The organism is Lysobacter sp. 22409, assembly GCF_052045105.1.
In the GTDB taxonomy this organism is placed as follows: Bacteria; Pseudomonadota; Gammaproteobacteria; order Xanthomonadales; family Xanthomonadaceae; genus Lysobacter; species Lysobacter antibioticus_B.
This window is the reverse complement of record NZ_JBQEOE010000040.1, coordinates 26,937-47,857: the sequence shown is the minus strand read 5'-3', so window position 1 is coordinate 47,857 and position 20,921 is coordinate 26,937. Positions and strand designations below refer to the sequence as shown.

The 20,921-nt window shown below is 68.3% G+C and carries 19 protein-coding genes; 6 read left to right on the top strand and 13 right to left on the bottom strand.

From position 1 onward, the window contains the following. Nucleotides 1–224 precede the first annotated feature (224 nt). The 7 genes from ACTJJK_RS18380 to glnA all read right to left on the bottom strand — a co-directional run bounded on the left by ACTJJK_RS18380 (nt 225) and on the right by glnA (nt 8,172). Nucleotides 225–1,607, bottom strand: coding sequence for a S8 family peptidase (locus ACTJJK_RS18380; protein WP_031373131.1), 1,383 nt, complete (start codon nt 1,605–1,607; stop codon nt 225–227). 535 nt (nt 1,608–2,142) lie between these two features. Then, the gene (locus ACTJJK_RS18375) at nt 2,143–2,502 is read right to left on the bottom strand and encodes a VOC family protein (protein ID WP_031373130.1); all 360 of its coding nucleotides are present in this window, start codon (nt 2,500–2,502) and stop codon (nt 2,143–2,145) included. A 23-nt stretch (nt 2,503–2,525) separates the two neighbouring features. After that, nucleotides 2,526–3,377 carry a helix-turn-helix domain-containing protein gene (locus ACTJJK_RS18370; protein ID WP_031373129.1) on the bottom strand — a complete coding sequence of 284 codons (852 nt, stop codon included), beginning with the start codon at nt 3,375–3,377 and terminating at the stop codon, nt 2,526–2,528. 223 nt (nt 3,378–3,600) lie between these two features. Then, nucleotides 3,601–4,974, bottom strand: a complete 1,374-nt coding sequence (locus ACTJJK_RS18365; protein ID WP_440730901.1) for an ammonium transporter — start codon at nt 4,972–4,974, stop codon at nt 3,601–3,603. Nucleotides 4,975–4,994: 20 nt separating this feature from the next. Next, nucleotides 4,995–5,333 carry a P-II family nitrogen regulator gene (locus ACTJJK_RS18360; RefSeq protein WP_031373127.1) on the bottom strand — a complete coding sequence of 113 codons (339 nt, stop codon included), beginning with the start codon at nt 5,331–5,333 and terminating at the stop codon, nt 4,995–4,997. Between the two features lie 46 nt (nt 5,334–5,379). Continuing rightward, on the bottom strand, nt 5,380–6,183 hold the full coding sequence (locus ACTJJK_RS18355) for a TorF family putative porin (RefSeq protein WP_440730900.1): 804 nt from the start codon (nt 6,181–6,183) through the stop codon (nt 5,380–5,382). Between the two features lie 579 nt (nt 6,184–6,762). Then, the gene (gene glnA / locus ACTJJK_RS18350) at nt 6,763–8,172 is read right to left on the bottom strand and encodes a type I glutamate--ammonia ligase (RefSeq protein ID WP_031373125.1); all 1,410 of its coding nucleotides are present in this window, start codon (nt 8,170–8,172) and stop codon (nt 6,763–6,765) included. A 290-nt stretch (nt 8,173–8,462) separates the two neighbouring features. On the opposite strand from glnA, the gene ACTJJK_RS18345 reads away from it, so the two are divergent. The 5 genes from ACTJJK_RS18345 (at nt 8,463) to ACTJJK_RS18325 (ending at nt 12,410) form a co-directional block, all read left to right on the top strand. Continuing rightward, on the top strand, nt 8,463–9,269 hold the full coding sequence (locus ACTJJK_RS18345; protein WP_031373124.1) for an undecaprenyl-diphosphate phosphatase: 807 nt from the start codon (nt 8,463–8,465) through the stop codon (nt 9,267–9,269). A gap of 50 nt (nt 9,270–9,319) precedes the next feature. After that, entirely contained in the window at nt 9,320–9,811 is a 492-nt protein-coding gene (locus ACTJJK_RS18340) for a DUF2750 domain-containing protein (protein ID WP_031373123.1), read from the top strand. Between the two features lie 85 nt (nt 9,812–9,896). Then, nucleotides 9,897–10,400, top strand: coding sequence for a hypothetical protein (locus ACTJJK_RS18335; RefSeq protein ID WP_440730899.1), 504 nt, complete (start codon nt 9,897–9,899; stop codon nt 10,398–10,400). Nucleotides 10,401–10,527: 127 nt separating this feature from the next. Continuing rightward, complete coding sequence (locus tag ACTJJK_RS18330) at nt 10,528–11,457, top strand: DUF4377 domain-containing protein (protein WP_440730898.1); 930 nt, start codon at nt 10,528–10,530, stop codon at nt 11,455–11,457. 98 nt (nt 11,458–11,555) lie between these two features. Then, on the top strand, nt 11,556–12,410 hold the full coding sequence (locus ACTJJK_RS18325; RefSeq protein WP_440730897.1) for a DUF4377 domain-containing protein: 855 nt from the start codon (nt 11,556–11,558) through the stop codon (nt 12,408–12,410). A 24-nt stretch (nt 12,411–12,434) separates the two neighbouring features. Here the strand turns inward: ACTJJK_RS18325 and ACTJJK_RS18320 are convergent, their stop codons facing one another. The 6 genes from ACTJJK_RS18320 to ACTJJK_RS18295 all read right to left on the bottom strand — a co-directional run bounded on the left by ACTJJK_RS18320 (nt 12,435) and on the right by ACTJJK_RS18295 (nt 19,409). Beyond that, nucleotides 12,435–12,908 (bottom strand): RDD family protein, encoded by a 474-nt coding sequence (locus ACTJJK_RS18320; protein WP_440730896.1) that lies wholly within the window; start codon nt 12,906–12,908, stop codon nt 12,435–12,437. 139 nt (nt 12,909–13,047) lie between these two features. After that, a complete protein-coding gene (locus tag ACTJJK_RS18315) occupies nt 13,048–13,674 on the bottom strand; it encodes a YbhB/YbcL family Raf kinase inhibitor-like protein (RefSeq protein ID WP_440730895.1) in 627 nt (208 codons plus the stop codon). Nucleotides 13,675–13,773: 99 nt separating this feature from the next. Then, a complete protein-coding gene (locus ACTJJK_RS18310; protein ID WP_031373117.1) occupies nt 13,774–15,849 on the bottom strand; it encodes a tetratricopeptide repeat protein in 2,076 nt (691 codons plus the stop codon). A gap of 93 nt (nt 15,850–15,942) precedes the next feature. Further along, the gene (locus ACTJJK_RS18305; protein WP_031373116.1) at nt 15,943–16,932 is read right to left on the bottom strand and encodes a YheT family hydrolase; all 990 of its coding nucleotides are present in this window, start codon (nt 16,930–16,932) and stop codon (nt 15,943–15,945) included. A 7-nt stretch (nt 16,933–16,939) separates the two neighbouring features. After that, a complete protein-coding gene (locus tag ACTJJK_RS18300) occupies nt 16,940–17,749 on the bottom strand; it encodes a lysophospholipid acyltransferase family protein (protein WP_031373115.1) in 810 nt (269 codons plus the stop codon). 340 nt (nt 17,750–18,089) lie between these two features. Continuing rightward, entirely contained in the window at nt 18,090–19,409 is a 1,320-nt protein-coding gene (locus ACTJJK_RS18295; protein WP_051885216.1) for a sugar MFS transporter, read from the bottom strand. A gap of 407 nt (nt 19,410–19,816) precedes the next feature. Here ACTJJK_RS18295 and ACTJJK_RS18290 point away from each other — a divergent pair, with 407 nt between their 5' ends. Next, a complete protein-coding gene (locus tag ACTJJK_RS18290; protein ID WP_036149215.1) occupies nt 19,817–20,905 on the top strand; it encodes a glucokinase in 1,089 nt (362 codons plus the stop codon). The last annotated feature ends 16 nt before the right edge of the window (nt 20,906–20,921 follow it).

The window sequence follows — 20,921 nt, the reverse complement described above, 5'->3', positions numbered from 1 at the left end:
TCACCGAGGCGTAAGCGTTTTCAACGCGCGCGCGGCGACTGCGCGTCTGCGACCAAAGTCGATGGCGCAAAGGATCGCGTCAATGGAACTCGCAGCACATTGCTCGCCCGTGCATGCGCACGGGTTTGCGCAATGCATCACGCGCGCGCGCACGGCGCCGCGCCAACGAAGAACCCCGGCCTAAGCCGGGGTTCCTGGCACTGCCTTGCGAACGAGAGATGCGGTTACGGCATCGCGTCGGTGGCCGCATCGGCGTTGACGATGCCGGTACCGATCAACTGCGGCGGCACCGGCGGGATCGGGAACGGACGCGCGGTGGCCTTGATCAGGCGTTCGATCACCGCCGGCACTTCGTCGGGCGCCGGCTTGGACTGCATCAACGCGACCACGCCGGCCACGAACGGTGCCGCCATCGAGGTGCCGTTGTAGTTCGCGTAGCTGGGTGCGCCCGGCGTGGTCGCGCCTGTGTTGAGCGTGGACAAAATCCCCACGCCCGGCGCCGCCACGTCGACCACGCTGGTGGTGCCCCAGTTCGAGAAGCTGGCCTTACCGCCGGCCGAGGTGCTGGCGCCGACGGTGATCACGTTCTGGCAACTCGCCGGCTGGAAGTTGGCGGCGTTGGCGTTGCTGTTGCCGGCCGCCACCACCACGGTCACGCCGCGCTGCACCGCGCCGTTGATCGCATTCTGGAAGGTCGAACTGCAGGTGCCGCTGCCGCCGAGGCTGAGGTTGATGACCACCGCCTTGTTGGCGCCGACCGCAGGCACGCCGGCGACGGTGCCGCCGGAAGCCCAGGTGATTGCATCGGCGATGTCGACCAGGGTGCCGCCGCACTTGCCGAGCGCGCGCGCGGTCAGCACCTTGGAGCGGAACGCGGTGCCGGCCACGCCGGTCTGGTTGTTGGTGACCGCCGCGGCGATGCCGGTGACGTGGGTGCCGTGCCAGCTCGACGGGTTGGTGCCGCACCAATCGCCCGGGTCGGCCGGATTGCTGTCGCGGGCGCTGCCGTCGTTGGCGGTGGTGACGTTGGTGATGAAGTCGTAGCCGGTCGGCGTGGTCAGGTTGGCGGCGAGGTCGGGATGCGTGGTGATGCCGGTGTCGATCACCGCGATGATCTTGCCCTGGCCCTGAAAACCGTTGTCCCAGGCGGTGTTGGCGCGGATGCCGCCGGCGGCGCCGTGCAGGCCGTACTGCGAGGGATAGCTGGGATCGTTCGGGGTCAGGATCGGCTGGAAGATCGAGTTCGGCTCGACGTATTCGACATCGGGGTTGGCGGCGATCTGCTGCATCAGCGTGGTCGCTTCGACCACGTCGAGCGGACGGCTGACTTCGATCAGCTCTGCGCCGGTCGAGACCGGGCCGGCGTGCTTGATGGTCAGGTTCTTCTGCCCCAGGGTGCCGATGGCGGTGCTGAGTTCGCGCTGGAAATCCAGGGCTTTCGGCGCACCCGACTTATAGGCGACGACGAAGCCGGCGACCGGCCGGTCGGGATCGAGGCTGCTGAGGTTGACGCGGTCGGCGGCGAAGGCCGGCGCGGCGAGCAGGATGGATACGGTGGCGACCGCCAGCGCATGCCGGCGGAGCTTGGACTTTGATGGCTGAGACATTGCGAAACTCCCGTGAGGTTTCGTAAGCCGCACAATGCGGCGGAACCGTCCTGGTTCTCTCTCGCGATCGACTGTTGGAGGGACTGCTGCCTAGCGCGAGCGCGTCCGGACGTGGAGCGGACACAGCGCTATGTCCGCGCTAGGCAGCCTAGGCGCTCATGCCGCGCGCGCAAGGCGCAAATGCATCTGCATCACACCGCATTCGTGAACCCGCCGGATGGATACGGGATTCGCTCGCAGGCATCGCGCGCTGGCTGAACGAGTCGCTTGCGCGAGCGCGGTTCGCGCGGGTTCGTTCGAGTTGCGACGCCACGCGTGAAGACTTTGCCCGGCGGTTTTTTCGCCATTGGAAAGTTGCAACCGAGAGTGGCGCGGCAAGGCGCGGCGGACGATTCGCCGACAGGAATTGAGCGTGTGCACCGCAGGCGCGGCGCATGGGTCGTCCGGCCACGGTCGTGTCGACGACCTTGCCGCATCAGCCATGTCGTACCCGACCGCGGGCGATCCGCCGCGCGGCGATGGCCGTCTCGCCGGCTTATTCCATGTACACGGCTTCGACGTTGTGGCCGTCGGGATCGAGCAGAAAGGCGGCGTAATAACCCACGCCATAGTCCTCGCGCAGGCCGGCACCGCCGTTGTCGCGGCCACCGGCCTTGACGCCGTCGCGATGGAAGCCGTCGACGGCGGCGCGGCTTTCGGCGCGAAAAGCGACATGCGCGCCGCCGCGCGCGTCGGCGTCGGGATACAGCCACAGTGCCGGCGCATCCTTCGGGCCGAGCCCGGCGCCGCTGTCGTCGCTGGAGCCGACGACATGGCCGAGCGGCTTCAGTGCGGCACGGTAGAACTTCAGGCTGGCGGCGAGATCGCGCACCTTCAAACCGATATGGTCGTACATGGCATAACCTCCTTGAAGGGAGGTCAGCTTGCGACGATGCGGCCGATGCGTTCTTGGAAAATCTTGCGGTCGCCGCGCGCCGCCTGGCGGAACCGGCGCGGCGAGACGCCCGCAGCGCGATGAAAGCTGCGGCTGAAGTTGGACAGGTCGGCAAAACCGCTGTCGTAGGCCACCTCGGTGATCGCCCGCTGCGGGTCGGCCAGCATCGAGGCGGCGCGGCGCAGGCGCGCGCGCAACAGGTACTGGTGCGGGGTGACGCCGAGCGCGTCGGCGAACAGGCGCAGGAAATGGAAGGCGCTGAGCCCGGCGATGCGCGCGCCGTCGTCCAGGCCGACGGCGCGATGCGCATTCGCGTCCAGCCACATCGCCGCCTCGACCGCGCGGCGGCGGTCGGCGGCGCGCGGCCGTGGCCGCGTACTGGCCGTACCTTCGACGGTGTCGACGCAACGCCGCGCCAGCAGCAGGCCGACTTCGTCGACGCCAAGGTCGCTGCGCCCTTCGGCCGCGGCCTGGGCGAGTTCGCCCCAGACCATCAACTCCGGCAAGGGCGGCACGCCGCCAGCGCGCCACAGCGCGCTGTGTGCACCGAGTTCGTCGACGAGTTCGGGCGACAGATGGAACGACAGGCATTCGTCGCCGCAGCCGTGATGCTCGTGGGTGCACAGGAATTCGTCGCCGGCGTGGCCGATCAACAGACTGCCGGCGACGAGCTCGTAGGCCTCTCCGCGCACGCGATAACCGAAGCTGCCGCGGCGGACGTAGGAGATGCAATGGCTGCGATGGCGCTCGACGAAGGGCGCATCCTGTGGACCGGCCCCGCAGCGGTAATCGACCGTGCAGAGCGATGCGCCTTCGCTGAGCGGGGTGATGTGCATACGGCCGATGCTAGGCCCGGGTGCGGACCGTGGCAATGGCCGAATCCGGGATTTCCTTGCCGATGGCGGTCCTCACCCCAACCCCTCTCCCGTGAATGGGAGAGGGGCTGTGCGGCGTCTAGCAGCAGGGGCGAGAAGAGAGGAACGGGAAACTAGTTCAGTGTCGGGCCCCACTCGTTCCTCATTCCTAGTTCCTAGTCATTCGTTCCTCTCTTCCCCCAACTCAGCTCTCGTAAGCCGACTCGCCATGGGTGGTGATGTCGAGGCCTTCGCGCTCGGACTCCTCCGGCACGCGCAAACCCACCAGCAGCTTGACGATCGCGAACGCGATCACCGAGACCACGCCCGACCAGACCACAGTGATGCCGACGCTCAGCGCCTGCACGCCGACCTGCTGGGCGATGGTCTCGTTGCCGGCGCCGAGGCCGAAGCCGCCGAGCGCGGGCGAACTGAACACGCCGGTCAGTAGCGCGCCGATGATGCCGCCCAGGCCATGCACACCGAACACGTCGAGGGCGTCGTCGGCGCGCAACAGGCGCTTGAGGCCATGCACGCCCCACACGCAGACCGCACCGGCGATCGCGCCGATCGCGATCGCGCCGAACGGGCCGACCGTGCCGCAGGCCGGGGTGATCGCGACGAGGCCGGCGACCACGCCCGAGGCGCCGCCGAGCATCGACGGCTTGCCCTTGATCACCTTCTCTACCAGGCTCCAGGCCAACGCCGCCGCGGCCGTCGCCAGCAAGGTGTTGAGGAAGGCCAGCGCCGCGCCGGCGGTGGCTTCGAGGTTGGAGCCGGCATTGAAGCCGAACCAACCCACCCACAGCAGCGACGCGCCGATCATGGTGAAGGTGACGTTGTGCGGCTTGATCGCCTCGCGCCCGTAGCCCACCCGCTTGCCGACGAAATAGGCGCCGACCAGGCCGGCGATGCCGGCGTTGATGTGCACCACCGTGCCGCCGGCGAAATCGATCGCACCCTTGGCGAACAGATAGCCGTCGGGCCCGTACCAGACCATGTGCGCGATCGGCAGGTAGGCGAAGGTGAACCAGATCGCCGAGAACAGCAGCACCGCCGAGAACTTGATGCGCTCGGCGAAGGCGCCGACGATCAGGGCGCCGGTGATGCCGGCGAAAGTCGACTGGAAGGCGATGAAGACGTACTCCGGCAGCGACACGCCGGCGGTGAACGTTGCCGCGAGCGAGGCCTTGTCGACGCCCTTGAGGAACAACTTGTCGAAGGTGCCGATGAAGGCGTTGCCGCCGCCGAAGGCCAGCGAGTAACCGTAGGTCACCCACAGCAGGACGATCAGCGAGAACACCGCCAACACCTGCATCAGCACCGACAGCACGTTCTTGGAGCGCACCAGGCCGCCGTAGAACAGGGCCAGGCCCGGTACGGTCATCAACAGCACCAATAGGGTCGAGGTCAGCATCCAGGCGACATCGCCCTTGTCGACCACGGGCACGGCCGCGGCAGCGGCCTCCTGCGCGTGCGCGGCGCCGGCCGACAGCAGCGCCAGGGCCGGCGCGGCGGTCAGGGCCAGGGTGCGGGTGATCCGCTCGCGCGAGCGGGAATCGATCGTCGTGTCTTTCATTTCGTTTCTCGCGTGGAGGGTCACAGGGCGTCGTCGTCGAGCTCGCCGGTGCGTATGCGCACCGTGTTCTCGACCGGCAGGACGATGATTTTTCCGTCGCCGACCTTGCCGGTGCGCGCGGCGTTCTGGATCGACTCCAAGGCCGCGTCGAGCAGGCTGTCGGGGACGGCGCACTCGATCTTGAGCTTGGGCAGGAAATCGACGACGTACTCGGCGCCGCGGTACAACTCGGTGTGGCCCTTCTGGCGTCCGAAGCCTTTGACTTCGGTGACGGTGATGCCCGATACGCCGACTTCCGTCAGCGCCTCGCGCACCTCGTCGAGCTTGAACGGGCGGATGATGGCAATGATCAGTTTCATCTCGCGGCTCCGTGGTGGTTCGTGTGCGGTCGTGCGCGGGGCGTGCTCAGAACGCCTTGCTCACGGTCAGGGTGAAGGCGTCGTCGGCCAGGAAGTTGTCGTGGGCGTTGGTGTACAAGGCCTGCTCGGCATCGGTGTCGCTGTAGGCGGCGGCGACCGAGAAGCCGTTGTCGAAGCTCTTGGTCACGCCCACTTTCCAGTCGGCGTACTCGAAATCCTTGTTGTGCTCGATCCACTGCTTGCCGCCGTGGACGTTGAGCGTCCAGCCCGGCTGGAAGGTCCAGTTGAGGTTGGCGTCGAGGTAACCGCTGCCGTCGGAATCGGCGTAACCGAACAGGTCGGTCACGGCATAGGAATATTTGAGCCCGACCGACACCGTCTCCGACGGCGCCAGCGTGCCGCCGAGGTAGATCTCGGTGGTGTCCGGGCTGTTGAAGCCGCTCGGGTAGTCGCCGGGGTAGTAGTAGGTCAGCACGCCGACGTCGTAGGAGAACAGCTCGCCGGCCTTGCCGCGGTAACCGGCGTAAGCGTCGAGTTCGAGGCTATTGGAGATGTCGTCGCCGATCACCACGGTGTCCGACAGCCAACTGACGTTGCTGCCCCAGGCGCCGACGTAGAAACCGCTGTCGTGCGCGTACTCGATACCGCCCTGCAAGGCGGGGTTCTGGTTGTTCTGCGACACCCCACGGAACAGGTAGTCGCTGGTCAGGCTCACCGAGCCCGAGGTTCCGGCGTGCGCGGTCGTGGCCGCGAGCGCGGCGAACGCGAGCGCGGTGGCGAGCGCCGCCTTGGCCAGCGCGGTCTTACCGGCGGTGGCGCCGGCGTGTTCGGTTTTGCGATGTAACGACATGACGCAGGCTCCTCATAAGCGGTGGCCCCTCCCCGGTCATTGCTTCGTTGCGCTCCGGCCGCGTCGACGCCTTCGTCGTACTCGTGCCGGAGGTGGACGCGCGGGCGGACTCTGCGGTCCGCGCCTGCGTCGAATGGCTGTCCTCCTGTCGGTGCGGTCGTCCTGGCACCGCGCGGGTCGATCGGTCGCGGCTCGATGGCTGCGTACTCGTCGCGTCGGCTGCAGTGCGTCGGTCGATCGTTTCTGGGTTTCGGGGTTTGCGTTCTGCTTCGTTTTCGGTTTTCGGTTTTCGGTCCGGGACTTTGCGCTGCGTGTCCTGGGTTTGTTCGGGCAAGCCGCTCCCGCGACGTCGACCTCAGGCCGATATCGGGTGGCGTGGGCGAGTGGCGTCGCCCGGGAGGGTTCGTCTTCCCTGAAAGCGACACGGCCCGGAGCGTTAGCCCCGGGCCGTGTGCTGGTTACCGCATGTCGCGCATCGCGTCCGCGCGCCGCCGCGTGGCATCCCGCCGCGCCGCATCGAAGCGGCGCGGGCGATCGGGACGGCAGGCGGGTGGCGGCAAGGCGTAGGCGCTCATGTGATCAGACCGCGTAGTACATCTGGTATTCGAGCGGATGCGTCGCGGCGCGGAACTTGGTCACTTCCTGCATCTTCAGCGAGATGTAGCTGTCGATGAAGTCGTCGGTGAACACACCGCCGGCCTTGAGGAAGTCGCGGTCCTTGTCGAGCGCTTCGAGCGCCTGGTCGAGCGAGTGGCATACGGTCGGGATGCCCTTCTCCTCTTCCGGCGGCAGGTCGTACAGGTCCTTGTCGCTCGGCGCGCCCGGGTCGATCTGGTTCTTGATGCCGTCCAGGCCGGCCATCATCAGCGCGGCGAAGGTCAGGTAGCCGGACTGGATCGGGTCGGGGAAGCGCATCTCGATGCGGCGCGCCTTCGGGTTGGCCACGTAGGGAATGCGGCAGCTGGCCGAACGGTTGCGGGCCGAATAGGCCAGCATCACCGGCGCTTCGTAGCCCGGCACCAGGCGCTTGTAGCTGTTGGTGCCCGAGTTGGTGAAGGCGTTGATCGCGCGCGCGTGCTTGAACACGCCGCCGATGTACCACAGCGCCATCTGCGACAGGCCGCCGTAGCCGTCGCCGCTGAACAGGTTGACGCCGCCCTTGGCGAAGGACTGGTGCACGTGCATGCCGCTGCCGTTGTCGCCGACGATCGGCTTGGGCATGAAGGTCGCGGTCTTGCCGTTGCGGTGGGCGACGTTCTTGATGATGTACTTCATCGTCAACAGCTCGTCGGCCTTGGCGACCAGCGAGTTGAACTTGGTGCCGATCTCGCACTGGCCGGCGTTGGCGACTTCGTGGTGGTGCACTTCGACTTCGATGCCGACCTGCTCGAGGGTCTTGCACATCTCGGCGCGGATGTCGTGCAGCGAGTCGAGCGGGGCGACCGGGAAATAACCGCCCTTCACGCCCGGACGGTAACCGCTGTTGCCGCCTTCGTATTCCTTGCCCGAGTTCCAGGCGGCTTCTTCCGAATCGATGTGGAAGAAGGTGTGGCCCATCTCATTGGCGTAACGGACCGAGTCGAAGATGAAGAATTCGGGTTCCGGGCCGAAGAAGGCCTGATCGGCGACGCCGCTGGACTTCAGGTAGGCCTCGGCGCGCTTGGCGACGCCGCGCGGATCGCGCGAGTAGGCCTGCATGGTCGCCGGGTCGAGGATGTCGCAGGTCAGCACGACGGTCGGATCGGCAGTGAACGGGTCCAGGAACGCGGTCGAGGGATCCGGCAGCAGGATCATGTCCGACTCGTTGATGCCCTTCCAGCCGCTGATCGACGAACCGTCGAACATCTTGCCGTCTTCGAACAGCGAGGGCTCGACGATGGACTTGGGGAAGGTCACGTGGTGCTGCACGCCACGCATGTCGGTGAAACGCAGGTCGACGAATTCGACCTTGTGATCCTTGATGAGCTTTTCGACCTGTTCGAGAGACATGTTCGTTCCGGGAATGGGGAGTCGGGTGAAAGAGTCGTGCAACACGAGGGCATTGAAGCCGCCTGCCTATTGGGCAAGCAAGCGTCGTGCCAACTTTCAGTCGCCGGTAAGCCAATGAAATAAAAGCGAATCCTCGATTCACTGCCGACAGAACGCACCAGATGAGCGCAACGAAGCAAGCAATCGCACCAAATTAGTGCGGCACGCTTTCCGTTATTCTGGCGCGCCGCCGCGAACCCCCGATCGCGCCGCCGGCGTCCCGACTCCCCGACCCAAGACCCCCGCCCCTAATGACCGACCTGCTCGCCGCCCTGCTTCTCGGCATCATCGAAGGCATCACCGAATTCCTGCCGATCTCCAGCACCGGCCATCTGCTGATCGCGCAACACTGGCTCGGGCATCGCTCCGACCTGTTCAACATCTCGATCCAGGCCGGCGCGATCCTGGCCGTGGTGGTCATCTACTGGCGCCGGCTGTGGACGTTGGCGACCGGCTTCGGCCAGCGCGACAACCGCGACTACCTGTTCAAGCTCGCCCTCGCCTTCGGCGTAACCGCGGTGCTCGGCATCGCGGTCAAGAAGGCCGGCTTCTCCCTGCCCGACCAGGTGCTGCCGATCGCCTGGGCGTTGGTGCTCGGCGGTGTGTGGATGATCGCGGCCGAGCATTTCGCCGCCAAGCGCGCCGCCGCGCTCGGCGAACGCAGCGAGATCACCTGGACCGTCGCGACCCTGGTCGGCATCGCCCAGGTCGTCGCCGGCGTGTTCCCGGGCACCTCGCGCTCGGGCGCGACCATCTTCATCGCCCTGCTGGCCGGCACCACCAGCCGCGCCGCGGCGACCGAGTTCACTTTCCTGATCGGCATCCCGACCATGTTCGCGGCCAGTGGCTACGAACTGCTCGGCGTGCTCGGCACGCCCGCCGCGGCCAACGAAGACTGGAACGCGCTCGCGGTGGCCTTCGTCGCCTCGGCGGTGACCGCCTTCATCGCGGTGAAGTGGCTGTTGCGCTATATCCAGACCCACCGTTTCACCGCGTTCGCGATCTACCGCTTCGTGTTCGGCGCAGCGCTGTTGCTGTTGATGCCCTCAGGCAGTTGAATGACATCGCCCCAGCTGATCGAGTCGCCCCACCGGCAGGAGCCGCCGCCATGAACGAAGCAGATCGCGCCGCCGAACAAGAGTTGCTCGACTACGCGCAGTTGTCCGGACCCGAGCGCTACGCCGCCTTCGTCGCGGCCATCGCAGGCACCGGGCAGTTGTGGGTCGCCGAATCCGGCGAATTCGTCCTGACCCTGTTCGACGCCGACGGCCAGGAACTGCTGCCGGTATGGCCCTCGACCGGCACCGCGCGCGCCGCCCTGGCAGCCGCGCCGAACCTCAAGGGCTATGCGCCGGTGCTGCGCGAGTTGGAAGCCTGGCGCGCGAAGGCCGCACCGGCGCTGACCGAAGCCGGCCTCGGCGTCGGCGTGTTCCCGAACACGACGATGCAGTGCGCGGTGGTCACCCCGGCGGAACTGCTGGGGCATATCGACGCCGTGCTCGCCGACGAAAGCGAGCAGGAAGACGACGGCGACGGCCGCCTCGACCTGGAGCGCGCCCAGCGCGAACTGGCGCAAAAGTTCGCCAAGCCGAAGTCCTGAACCCCGCGCGGCGCGACGGCGCGTTCGCCCAGGAGCCGCGGGCGCTGTCGTGCCCGCAGCGCATCCCCTTCGACATGGAGTCGGCATGCACCGGATCTGTTCTGCCGCAGCGCTCGCCGCGGCGCTCGCGGCCTGTTCGCTGTCCTCATCCGTCGCGTCGAAACGCTCGGCCCCGACGTATCCGCTGCCGCAGACCCAGGCCGGCTTGTTGCGCGCCTTCGATTGGTATCCGCTGGAGGCCACCGATGCGCAGGGCCGTCGCGTCGGCGAGCTGCGCGGAGCGCGTCGACGCGGCCTGCATGTGAGCTTCGGCGACGAGAGCTATCGAGTGAAAGGGGCCTGCAACACCATCAGCGGCGCCTATCGGGTCGAAGGCGAACGGATCGTGCACGACGAACGGCTCGACGCGGTGCAGACCGTGGCGGGCTGCCGCGGCGGCGCGGCGATGGAGCGCGCCTTTTTCGCCCAGCCCCTGATCGGCGCGCATTTCTCCATCGACACCCGCAGCCGCGCGCCGGTCCTGCGCCTCACGGCCGACGACGGCGCGCACATGCAGTTGATCGGCCTGCCGGCCGCGCCGGCGCGCTGAAACGCGGGCGGGCGCGAGCTGTTTCCTTCTTCGACAACGTGACCGAACCCGCATTTGTCCGCGCCTCGGCGATGGCGCGCGACGGCACGCGCGACCCAGGCTATGCCATCTCGCCAAGGAGGCCCTCATGCCCACGCCATCTTCCGTTTCCACCCATCGCTACCGTGCGCCTCTGCTGACGCTGGTCGCCGCCCTGCTCACGGCCGCCTGCAGCAGCGGGGCCGGCGATCTGCCCGGCCATACTTCGGCGGCGGCGGCGACCGAGCCCGAACCCACCGCCAAACCGGGCGACGCGCGCCCGGCCGCGGTGACGCAGCGCCCGCCACCGCCGAAACCGGATCCGGGCCCGCAAGGCCTGGTCGGCTATCGCTGGCAGATACTGCTCGCGACCGCGGCCGACGGCCGCGCGCTGCCGGAGCTGCAGCCGAACGCGTTCTCGCAAATCCATTTCGAGTTCGGCGACGACGGACGCCTGACGATCGACGGACACTGCGGCGAAATGTCCGGCAACTATCGCCTGCGCGGCGATGTCCTCGAGGTGTCCGATGAAGTTCAACAGGCCCTCGGCTGTGTCAACCATCTCGCCCAGGCGACTTCGATCGCGGTCCACGAATACCTGCTCTCGCCTTATCGCTACCGCCTGGAGGGCCGGGGCGTGCGCCAGCGCCTGCACTTGACCAGCCGTAACGGCACCCAGTTGGTCTTGCAGACCGCGGATGCGCTGTGGGGCAGCAAACCGGTCGAGATGACGCTCGAGGTCGCGGCGAAAGAAGTCGATTGCGAAGGCCTGCTGGTCGCCGCATCCCGTTGCCTGTGGGTGCGCGAGCTGCATTACGTCCTCGGCCGGCGGGTGTCGGCCTCGGATTGGCATCGCTTCTACGGCCTTATCGAGGGCTATCGCCATTCACCCGGGGCGCACGAACTCGTCCATGTTCGCCATTACCCGCTGATGCTGCGCGGCCGGCTCGTAAGCTCGTATGCGCTGGACTACGCCACGCCCTCGGCCCCGGAACCGACCCATGTGAACGGCAGCGTAGGCGGAGCGGTCGCCCAATGATCGGCCCTGGCCGACCCGCGGCTGAACGCGGCCAACCCCATGGCCCGCGCACGGCCGTTGATCCTGTCTTCGCAGCAAACAATGGATCATCACGCCCCATGACTATCACTCGCCCCCTCGTTTTGTCCGCCGCCGCGCTGTCGCTCGCCCTGCTTGCCGCCTGCGCCGCGCCTTCCCACAACACCGGCAACGGCGACACCGCCAAGCTCGCCCACGACAGCGCCGCGCCGGCCGATGCCGCGCCGGCGACTTCCGCCATCGACCTGGACGGCTACAAGTGGAATCTCGACTCGGCCACCGACAGCGCCGGCAAGCCGATCGCCACGCTCCAGCGCGAAGGCAAGTACGGCCTGCAGCTGAGCTTCGTCAAGGACCGCCTCGGCGTGTCCGGCGGCTGCAACCACGTCGGCGCGATGTACGCGCTCAAGGGCGACCGTATCGAGGTCAAGCAGTTCCAGACCACGCTGATGGCCTGCCAGGACCAGCGCCTGATGCAAATGGACAGCGAGATTTCCAAGCAGCTCGAAGGCAGCGCGAAGTTCGCCATCGAAGGCGAGGCGCCGCAGCCGCGCCTGCTGCTGACCACCGCCTCGGGCAGCACGCTGAGCCTCAGTGGCGAGCCGACCGCGGAAACCCGTTACGGCAGCGCCGGCGCGACCGTGTTCTTCGAGGTCGACGCGCAGCGCCGCACCTGCCCGCATCCGCTGATGCCCAAGCACCAGTGCCTGTGGGTGCGCGAGCGCAGCTACGACGCCAACGGCGTGTCGCAGGCGCCGGGCGAGTGGCAGTTCCTGTACCAGGACATCGAGGGCTACAAGCACGAAGCCGGCGTGCGCAACGTCGTGCGGGTCAAGAAGTTCGACATCAAGAACCCGCCGGCCGACGCTTCGTCGGTGGCCTACGTGCTCGACATGGTGGTCGAGAGCGAACTGGTGCCGGCGCCGAAGTCGTAAGCCTCCACCGCGGACGCGCTGGGCTCAGCGCGTCCGCACCACCAGGGTCTTCGGCAGACGGTCGTGCCAGCCGGCAGGACGGCGACTGTCCGAGAACAGCACCGAAAACGGCTCGAACGGGATCAGGCGCGCGACACTGCGCCCGATCACCTGCCCCCAACTCGGCGGACGCCCCTGCTCGTCGACCACGCGGGTGCCGGTGATGAGCTTGCCCACGGTGACGCCGAACATGCCTTCGAGCGGGATGTAGTAGATCAGCATCAGGCCCACGCCGATGGCGTAGTCGCGCAGCAGGTTCGGCTGCTCCATCCAGGCCAGCGCGCCTTCCCCGGCGAACAGAACGTAGGCGAAGGCCAGCACGAAGCCGATCGCATAACAGGCGATGAAATCGATGAAGTAGTTGAAGAAGCGCCGGAGGAAGCTCGCCGCCTCCAGCTTCGCCATGCGCTCGTCCGCATGCACGTCGGTCTGCGGTGCGTGATACGGGTTGTCGTCCATGTCGGTCGTGCTCCCTGTCGGTCCCGAAGCGGGCCCCCTCGGCGGACTCTAGGGCAACCGACAGCGCGCCCGCAATCGCGGTGCGCGCCGCTCCGGTGCCGATGCACGCTCGCCCAGCGGCGATGCCGTGCGCCGTCGATCAGCCGGCGACCGCCGGATTCAACGCATACGTCGCATAGGTCGTGGCCTGGCCCAGCACGTGGCCCTGCATCGCGTACAGCACCTCGCCGGCGGTGAAACGCGCATCCACCTCGAGGCGCTCGACGTCGAGGGCGAACACGCGGAAGAAATAGCGGTGCAGACGCAGGTCGTTCGGCGGCGGGAAGGCGCCGTCGTAGCCGTACCAGTCGCCGGCCATGTCCGGGTTGCCTACGAACCAGCCGGTGTAATCGTTGATGCCCTGGCGCGCGCCCGCCGGACCGGCCGGGTTCTGCTTGCCGTGCGCGGTCACGCCGTCGCTGCAGCTGCCGGCGGCGATCTCGGTGACGGCGGCAGGGATATCGATCATCGCCCAGTGGAAGAAATCGCCGCGCACCTGGTCGACCGGGATCTGCACGTCGTCGCGGTCGACCATCTCCGGCACGGTCGGCGCATCCGGGTCGATGCACAACAGCACGAACGAGCGCGTGCCGGCCGGCACCCCGTCCCAGGCCAGGTGCGGATTGCGGTTGGCGGCGAAGCCGAAACCCTCGGCGGTGGCCTGGCCGGCGGCGAACTCGGCCGGCAGACGCTTACCGTGCTCGAAACTGTTGCTGTGGATACGCATGTCGGGCTCCTGCATCGACGGCGCCGTCAGCGCGGCGTCCGTGTCGTGGGTAGGGAGGACGGCACGGCGCATCCGGCGGATGCGCCGTGCCGCTTCGGCTCAGTTTTCCGGATAGCCCAGGCGGCGGGCGACCGGCTTGAGCAGGGCGAAGGCTTCGCCGAGCGGACCGGTGTACTCGCGCCAACGGCCCGCCGCCAGACGCACGCCGCCGAGCGACAGATCGTTCGGCAGCGACACCTGGATGCGCAAGGTGTCGGCGACGGCCTGGGCGAGCGCGCCCGGGTCGTCGACGATCTCGTCGAGCTTGACCAGGTTGTGCGGGAACAGATTGCCTTCGTGCAGGTCGACGACCTGGTCCAGGGTCTGGGCCAGCCAGCGCGCGCCGGCTTCGGGCGTTTCCAGCGCGTACGGCGTGGTGCTGCCGAAGGCCAGCCAGTCGAGCAGCATGTCGCGCGGGTCGCGCACCGCGATCAGCATCATCGCTTCGGGCAGGTAGGGACGCAGCGCGCGCAGCAGGGCGTTGTCCCACCACAGCAGCCAGTCGAACACCGGGCCTTCGGCGGCGCCGCGCGCGGGCAAGGCGGCGCGGTACATCTTGACCAGGAAGGCCGGATCGAGGGTGCCGGCGAGCAATTCCTCGACCGTGCCGTAGCGCTGCAGCGGATCGGTCGGCGGCTGCTCGCCGTAGCGATCGACCAACAGCGGCGCACCGACTGCGGTCAGCATCTGGGCGAAGCGTTCGACCCGCGAACCCGGCGCGCCCCACAGCAACAGCACGCCTTGGGCGCCGTCGGCGACCGGTGCCATCGCCGGCCATTCGGCGGCGTTGCGACGGCTGATGGTGTTGCGCGGCAGGCGCTGGTCGATGACTTCGGCATGCAGCTCGGCCCAGGTCGCGGCCGCGGCTTCGGGCTGGCCGGCCAGGTCGAAGGCGCGCCCGAGCAACTGGCGCAACTCGCGCTTGACCAAGGGATCCGGCGACAGGCTGATCAGGCGTTCGATGCGTTCGGCGGCGGCGTCGGGATCGGTCTCGGCCAGGCCCTGGACGATGCGCATCTCGGCGCGCACGTCGCCGGGATGCAGCTCGACGATGCGATGGGCGATGGCTTCGGCCTGGGCGCGTTCGCCGAGGTAATCGTGCACCGCCGCGCGCGCTTCCAGCGCGCCCAGGTGATCGGGCATGGCCTGCTGCCAGCGCTCGATGACTTCGATCGCGCCGGCTTCGGCGAACGGCTCCAGGGCCAGGCGCGCGCGCCACAGGTTGGGCAGGTCGGCGTGGGTGGCGAGCGCGGATTCGAGGGTACGGCGCGCATCGTCGACGTCGTCGAGGCGGCGCCAGGCTTCCATGATCGCGTTGAGCGTGCGCGGGTCGTCGGGGATGACGGCCAGCGCCGAGCGCAGCGCCGGCAGCGCACGCTCGGGGCGGCCGGCGTCGAGTTCGAGTTCGCCGAGCCAACGCTGCACGCCGAAGCCGGCATCCTCGCGCTGGGCCACCGCGGCGACGCGGTCGGCGGCTTCGCCGAAGCGCTGCTGGCGGCGCATCAGGTCGGCGATCATCAGCTGCAGCGTGGGCTGCTCGGGCTGACGCTCGGCCAGGGTCAGGAAAGCCTGCTCGGCGAAGGCCAGATGGCCTTTGGCGAGGTAAGCGAAGGCGAGCGCATGGATGATCTGGGCGTCTTCCGGCGCCAGCGAGGCGGCCTGGCTGAGCACCGCCAGGGCGCGGTCGTTGTCGCCGCGGCGCAGCGCCAGCGAACCTTCCACGGCGGCGACCTGCGGATGGCCCGGGGCGATGCGCGCCGCGGTGCGGCCCAGACGCTCGGCTTCATCGAGGTCGCCGCGCGCGATCGCGAGGTGAGCTTTGACGATGTAGGCCGGGAACTGATTGGGGTCGAGCCCGATCGCGGTGGCGAGCGCGGCCTGGGCCTCGTCGAGCTGACGGCCGTCGAGCAGCGCGCCGGCGCGTTCCAGATGCAGCTGCGCATCCTCGGGGGCCAGGCCGATCGCGCGATCGATCGCCGCGACCGCACCTTCGCGGTCGCCGCCCAGGCGCAGCGCGGCGGCGTGCAGGCGATGCGCGGCAGCGTCTTGCGGGTCTGCGGCCACGGCCTGCTCGGCGGCGGACAACGCCTCCGCGGTGGCGCCGCGGCGCAGGGCGTCGAGGATGGGTTCGTACATTCGTCTGCTTCGGGTGGGATAAGAACCGCAATTGTAGGCGGGCCGCGGCGGTTTTCCCGGTCCCGGACCCCGCTTGCGCCGCCAGCGCGCGCCTCAGGCCGAAGCGCAGGCGCTCAGGCGGTCGGCGATCCAGCGTTCGGCGAAGCCGTCGAGCTGGGCGTTCTCGAGGAAGCCGCAATGCCCGCCCCAGGGCGCGATCTCGACGCGTGCGTGCTCGGGCACGACCAGTTCCTGGAAGCCGGCGACCGGGATCACCGGGTCGTCGGCGGCCATCAGGATGCTGACCGGCACTTCCAGGCGGGCCAGGCGCTGACCGGCGATCGAGTAGCCGTCGAAGTAGCGGTCGAGGGTGCCGAAGTCGGTGTGGCGCTCGACCATCCACTGGGTCAGCGGGCGCATGCTCAGGCCCAGGGTGCGGTCGTCGAAATCGTGCAGCGCCGGGAACAGCGCGCGCTTGCGCGCCAGCGAATCGCGCCATTTGCGCTCGAAGTACCACAGGTACAGCGGCAGGCCGGACTCCATCGAATCCATGGTCCGGGCCGGATCGAGCACCGGGCAGACCGCGGCGACATGGGCCAGCGGCAAGCCGGCGTCGGTGGCGCGCAAGGCCAGGCGCAGGGCGAAGTTGCCGCCGAGCGAATAGCCGGCGACCGACAGCGGCCGCAACGGAAAGCGCCGCGCGATCTCGGCCGTGGCCTGCACCACCTCGTCGATGCGGTTGGAGTGGAACAGGCCTTCGTTGAGATGGTGGGTGCCGCCGTGATCGCGGAAATTGAGCCGGAACACCTCGAAGCCGCGCGCCAGCAACTGCGCCGCGGTCAGGCGCATGTAGTTGGAATCGGCGCTGCCTTCCCAGCCGTGCAGCAGCATCACCAGCCCGCGCGGGGCGGTGCCGGGCACGGCGCTGTGCAGGCCGTGCAGGCGCACGCCGTCGCCGGCCTCGATCAGGTGTTCGGTGGTCTGCGCGCCGATCTGGGCGAAGCGTTGCTCGGCGCGGCGCCGGCGCAACGGGCTGGAACCCAGCGCCGACTGCACGTGCGCGTTCCTCAGCCAGCGTGGAGGCGCGTAGTCGGCGGCGGTCAGCATGGCCTCAGCTCGCCATCGCCTCGACGATGCGCTGCCGCGCCAGGTCGGCGATGCGGCGGCGGCCATCGGCTTCGCCGGGACCGATCGGGGTCAGGAAATGGATCTCGGCCACGCAGCCGGGTTCGCCGAGCAGGCGCAGGAAGTTGGCGAAGAAGCTTTCCTTGCCCTGGAAGGCGACCACCGACTGGGCGTTGCCGCGCTCGCCGTAGCGCAGCGCGACCGGCTGCACCGGCACGTTGGCCTCGACCGCGGCGAGGAAGATGCGCGCATGGAAGGGGCCGATTTCGCCGCCGCCGCGCGTGCCGCCTTCGGGAAACACGCCGACCGAGCGCCCGGCGCGCAGGCGCGCGAGCATCTCGTGCAGCACGCCGCCGAGCGATTCGGTGTTGCCGCGGTGGTGGAAGATGGTCTCGCCGCGCGCTGCCAGCCAGCCGACCACCGGCCAGCTCTCGATCTCGCGCTTGGCCACGAAACCCATCATGCGCTGACTGTGCAGGGTCTCGATGTCGATCCAGCTGACGTGGTTGGCGACGAACAAGGTCGCGCCCGGCAGCGGCGTGCCGACGCGGCGCAGGCGGAAACCGAACACGTGCATCAACCCGGCCGACCAGGCGCGGATCAGGCGATGGCCCAGGGTTTCGCCGCCGCCGACCGGGATGCGGGTGGTCAAGGGCGTGGTCAGCAGCAGCACGAGCGGCAGATGGACGAGCACATGCCACAGGAGCAGAGGTACACGGATCAGGTAACGCAGCGCGCGCGCGGTCGACGCACCCGTAGGCGCGACCGCGCCGGCGTGGGGAGGCGGCGCATTCATTGTGTGCACGATACCGAAGCGTCGTCGCAGCGGCCAGCGGCGATTGCGACTGATGGCGGGTTTTCGATTCGACGGTGAAAAATTGACCGCTCGTTCGGGCACGAGGGCGGTTGCAGGCCGGCAGCGGCGCCGCACCTGAGAAGGCAGACCGGGCACCCGCTCCCCTCTTCGACAGAGCGGGCGGGGGAACTGCTTCAGCCGGCTGGCTGAACCCGCCCAGCGCGGGGTGGCCGGCGCTGGCGCCGGTCACCCGATGCGCAGGCTCGGCACGCCCACGCCGAGCCCGCCGGATTCCCCTCGTACGAGTTAACGCACAAGGGGAACCGCGCCCGAAAGGCCCTTAGTTCGAGACCGCGGCCGAGGCGGTGCCCGCAGCCGTGGCCCGATGAGCCAGGCCGACCTTATGCCCGGCCTTGGCGAAGTACAGGATGTACAGGTAGCAGGGCACCATCAGCAGCAGGAACACCAGTTGGAAATCGAAGTGCTGCTTGAGCGCGGCGAACAGCTGCGGGATCACCGCGCCGCCGGCGATGCCCATCACCAGCAGGGCCGAACCGCGCTCGGTCAGACGCCCCAGCCCCTCGATCGCGAGCGGGAAGATCGCCGGCCACATCATCGCGTTGGCGAAGCCCAGCGCGGCGACGAAGCCGACCGAGACATAGCCCTTGGTGAAGAACGCACCGACGGTGAAGACGATGCCGAGCACGGCCGAGATCGCCAGGTATTTCTGCTGGCTGACGAAACGCGGAATCACCACCAGCCCGACCAGATAGCCGACCAGCATCGCGATCAGGGTGAAGGTGGTGAAGAAGCTGGTCTCGCTCGGCGGCAGGCCCAGGGCCGCGCCATAGGTGCCGATCGCGTCGCCGGCCATCACTTCGGCGCCGACGTAGACGAAGATGCACAAGGCGCCGAGCCAGACGTGCGGGTAATGCGCCAGGCCCTTCTTGTCGACGCCGCCGCTGTCGGCCGGCGTCGCGTTGACGTCTTCGGCGCGGATTTCCGGCAGCGGCGAGCGCAGCAACAGCACCGCCAGCAAGGCCAGCACGCCGGCCATGGCGACGTAAGGCACGTGCACTTTCGCGGCGAATTCGTCGAGCAGGGTCTGGCGGCCGGCCGGGGTCGCCGCGGCGAGCTGCGCATCGAATTTGTTGATGCCGGCCAGCACCAGGGTCGCGAACGCGAACGGCGCCAGCGCACCGGCGATCTTGTTGCAGATGCCCATCACCGCGATGCGCTGCGCCGCGCCTTCGATCGGGCCGAGGATGCTGATGTAAGGATTGGCCGCGGTCTGCAGGATCGCCAGGCCCGCGCCGATGGTGAACAGTCCGGCCAGCGCGCCCGGGTAGGAACCGCGCAAGACGAATTCGCCGAAGGCGAAGGCGCCGATCGCCATCACGAACAGACCCAGCGACATGCCTTTCTTCATGCCGGTGCGCTTGAGGATGCTCGACGCCGGCAGGGCCAGGAACAGGTAGGACAGGTAGAACACCGTCAGTACCAGGAACGCGTTGAAGTCGTTCAACTCGAACCGGTATTTGACGAAGGTGATCAGCGGCCCGTTGAGCCAGGTGACGAAACCGAACACGAAGAACAGCGCGCCGATGATCGCGATCGAACCCAGGTGACGCGGCCGAGCGCTGGCGTTGGAAACCGACATGAGACTCCCCTCCCAGAGCGGCGGGTACCGCCCGCCACGTCCCGCTGGTCATCCGGATGACCGGCACGACAAGCGTCGGCCCAACGTTGTCACAAGTCGCTCCCGCATACCAGTCGCATGGCCAAGAAGCCCGCCAAACCGTGATCTTGCGCGCGCGCCGCCATGTTGCGGCGCATCAATATTCCGGGCAGCGAAACACGGTTTTGAGGCCTGGGAGACACATTGGCGCGAACTTGTTGACAACGTTGTCAAACCCAGAGCACTCTCGGCGCCGCCAAGGGGAAACACACCGGCAGCCGCGGAGGGCGCATGCAGTGGGAATGGAACGGGACGTCGTCGATGTCCTTGCGGGGACGCATCATGAACACACACGCCGGCGTAGCGACGGCCGTCGCCGGAGCCTGCGCATGAGCGCGGCTGCACGGCTGAATACGGCCACGCCCCAGTTCATCGCCGCCGACGTCGGCGGCACTCATACCCGTGTCGGCCTGGTCCGCCCCGGCAACGGCGGCGAGTCCACCGTGACCGTGCTCGCTCACCGCAAGTACGTCTGCGCCGATTACCCGAGCCTGGCCGCGATCCTGGCCGAGTTCATCGCCAGCAACGGTGTCGGCGTCGATCACGTGGTGATCGCCTGCGCCGGCGTGGTGCTCGACGACCAGGTCATCAATTCCAACCTGCCGTGGCGGATCTCGCTGTCGGAACTGCGCCGCGAGCTCGGCCTGCGCCAGGTGCTGTTCATCAACGATTTCCAGGCCAACGCCAACGCCGCCCAGTGCATGGCGCCGAACGATTCGACCCTGCTCACGCCCGGCGTCAGCGAGTCGACGCCCGGCCCGGTACTGGTGATCGGCCCCGGCACCGGCCTCGGCGCGGCGGTGCGCATTCCGCACGGCAAGACCACCGTGGTGCTGCCGACCGAAGCCGGCCACACCGCCTTCGCGCCGGGCAATTCGCGCGAAGTCGAAATGCTGAGCCTGGCCCAGCAACGCGGCCAAACCCACGTGCCGACCGAGCACTTCGTCTCCGGTCCCGGCCTGGTCAATCTGTATAGCGCGCTGTGCACGCTCAACGGCGTCGAGCCGTCGCTGCGGGCGCCGGCTGCGATCACCGAAGCGGCGCGTCGCGGCGAAGCGATCGCGCGCGAAGCGGTGCTGACGTTCTGCGCGCTGCTCGGCAGCGTGATCGGCGATCTGGCCGTGATCAGCGGCGCCAAGTCGGTGTTCATCGCCGGCGGCATCCTGCCCCAGCTCAAGGACTTCGTGCCCGAGAGCGAATTCCACGCCCGCATGCTCGACAAGGGCGCGATGCGTCCGGTGCTCGAACGCGTGCCGGTGCGGCTGATCGAGAACGAACGGCTCGGCGTGATCGGTGCGGCGAGCTGGTATCTGGAGCACGGTCGGTACGAGCCGGGCCAGTACGAGCAGGGCCCGCAGGAAAGCGAACCCGGCGATGGCGCGACGGCGCCGGCGAATCGCCAACAAAAAACGCAGTAGGCGCAAGGCCTCAGGC

Excerpts from the sequence above, each read along its gene's own strand:
- ACTJJK_RS18380 (WP_031373131.1), bottom strand. The coding sequence starts at position 1,607 with ATGTCTCAGCCATCAAAGTCCAAGCTCCGCCGGCATGCGCTGGCGGTC.
- ACTJJK_RS18375 (WP_031373130.1), bottom strand. The coding sequence starts at position 2,502 with ATGTACGACCATATCGGTTTGAAGGTGCGCGATCTCGCCGCCAGCCTG.
- ACTJJK_RS18370 (WP_031373129.1), bottom strand. The coding sequence starts at position 3,377 with ATGCACATCACCCCGCTCAGCGAAGGCGCATCGCTCTGCACGGTCGAT.
- ACTJJK_RS18365 (WP_440730901.1), bottom strand. The coding sequence starts at position 4,974 with ATGAAAGACACGACGATCGATTCCCGCTCGCGCGAGCGGATCACCCGC.
- ACTJJK_RS18360 (WP_031373127.1), bottom strand. The coding sequence starts at position 5,333 with ATGAAACTGATCATTGCCATCATCCGCCCGTTCAAGCTCGACGAGGTG.
- ACTJJK_RS18355 (WP_440730900.1), bottom strand. The coding sequence starts at position 6,183 with ATGTCGTTACATCGCAAAACCGAACACGCCGGCGCCACCGCCGGTAAG.
- glnA (WP_031373125.1), bottom strand. The coding sequence starts at position 8,172 with ATGTCTCTCGAACAGGTCGAAAAGCTCATCAAGGATCACAAGGTCGAA.
- ACTJJK_RS18345 (WP_031373124.1), top strand. The coding sequence starts at position 8,463 with ATGACCGACCTGCTCGCCGCCCTGCTTCTCGGCATCATCGAAGGCATC.
- ACTJJK_RS18340 (WP_031373123.1), top strand. The coding sequence starts at position 9,320 with ATGAACGAAGCAGATCGCGCCGCCGAACAAGAGTTGCTCGACTACGCG.
- ACTJJK_RS18335 (WP_440730899.1), top strand. The coding sequence starts at position 9,897 with ATGCACCGGATCTGTTCTGCCGCAGCGCTCGCCGCGGCGCTCGCGGCC.
- ACTJJK_RS18330 (WP_440730898.1), top strand. The coding sequence starts at position 10,528 with ATGCCCACGCCATCTTCCGTTTCCACCCATCGCTACCGTGCGCCTCTG.
- ACTJJK_RS18325 (WP_440730897.1), top strand. The coding sequence starts at position 11,556 with ATGACTATCACTCGCCCCCTCGTTTTGTCCGCCGCCGCGCTGTCGCTC.
- ACTJJK_RS18320 (WP_440730896.1), bottom strand. The coding sequence starts at position 12,908 with ATGGACGACAACCCGTATCACGCACCGCAGACCGACGTGCATGCGGAC.
- ACTJJK_RS18315 (WP_440730895.1), bottom strand. The coding sequence starts at position 13,674 with ATGCGTATCCACAGCAACAGTTTCGAGCACGGTAAGCGTCTGCCGGCC.
- ACTJJK_RS18310 (WP_031373117.1), bottom strand. The coding sequence starts at position 15,849 with ATGTACGAACCCATCCTCGACGCCCTGCGCCGCGGCGCCACCGCGGAG.
- ACTJJK_RS18300 (WP_031373115.1), bottom strand. The coding sequence starts at position 17,749 with ATGAATGCGCCGCCTCCCCACGCCGGCGCGGTCGCGCCTACGGGTGCG.
- ACTJJK_RS18295 (WP_051885216.1), bottom strand. The coding sequence starts at position 19,409 with ATGTCGGTTTCCAACGCCAGCGCTCGGCCGCGTCACCTGGGTTCGATC.
- ACTJJK_RS18290 (WP_036149215.1), top strand. The coding sequence starts at position 19,817 with ATGAGCGCGGCTGCACGGCTGAATACGGCCACGCCCCAGTTCATCGCC.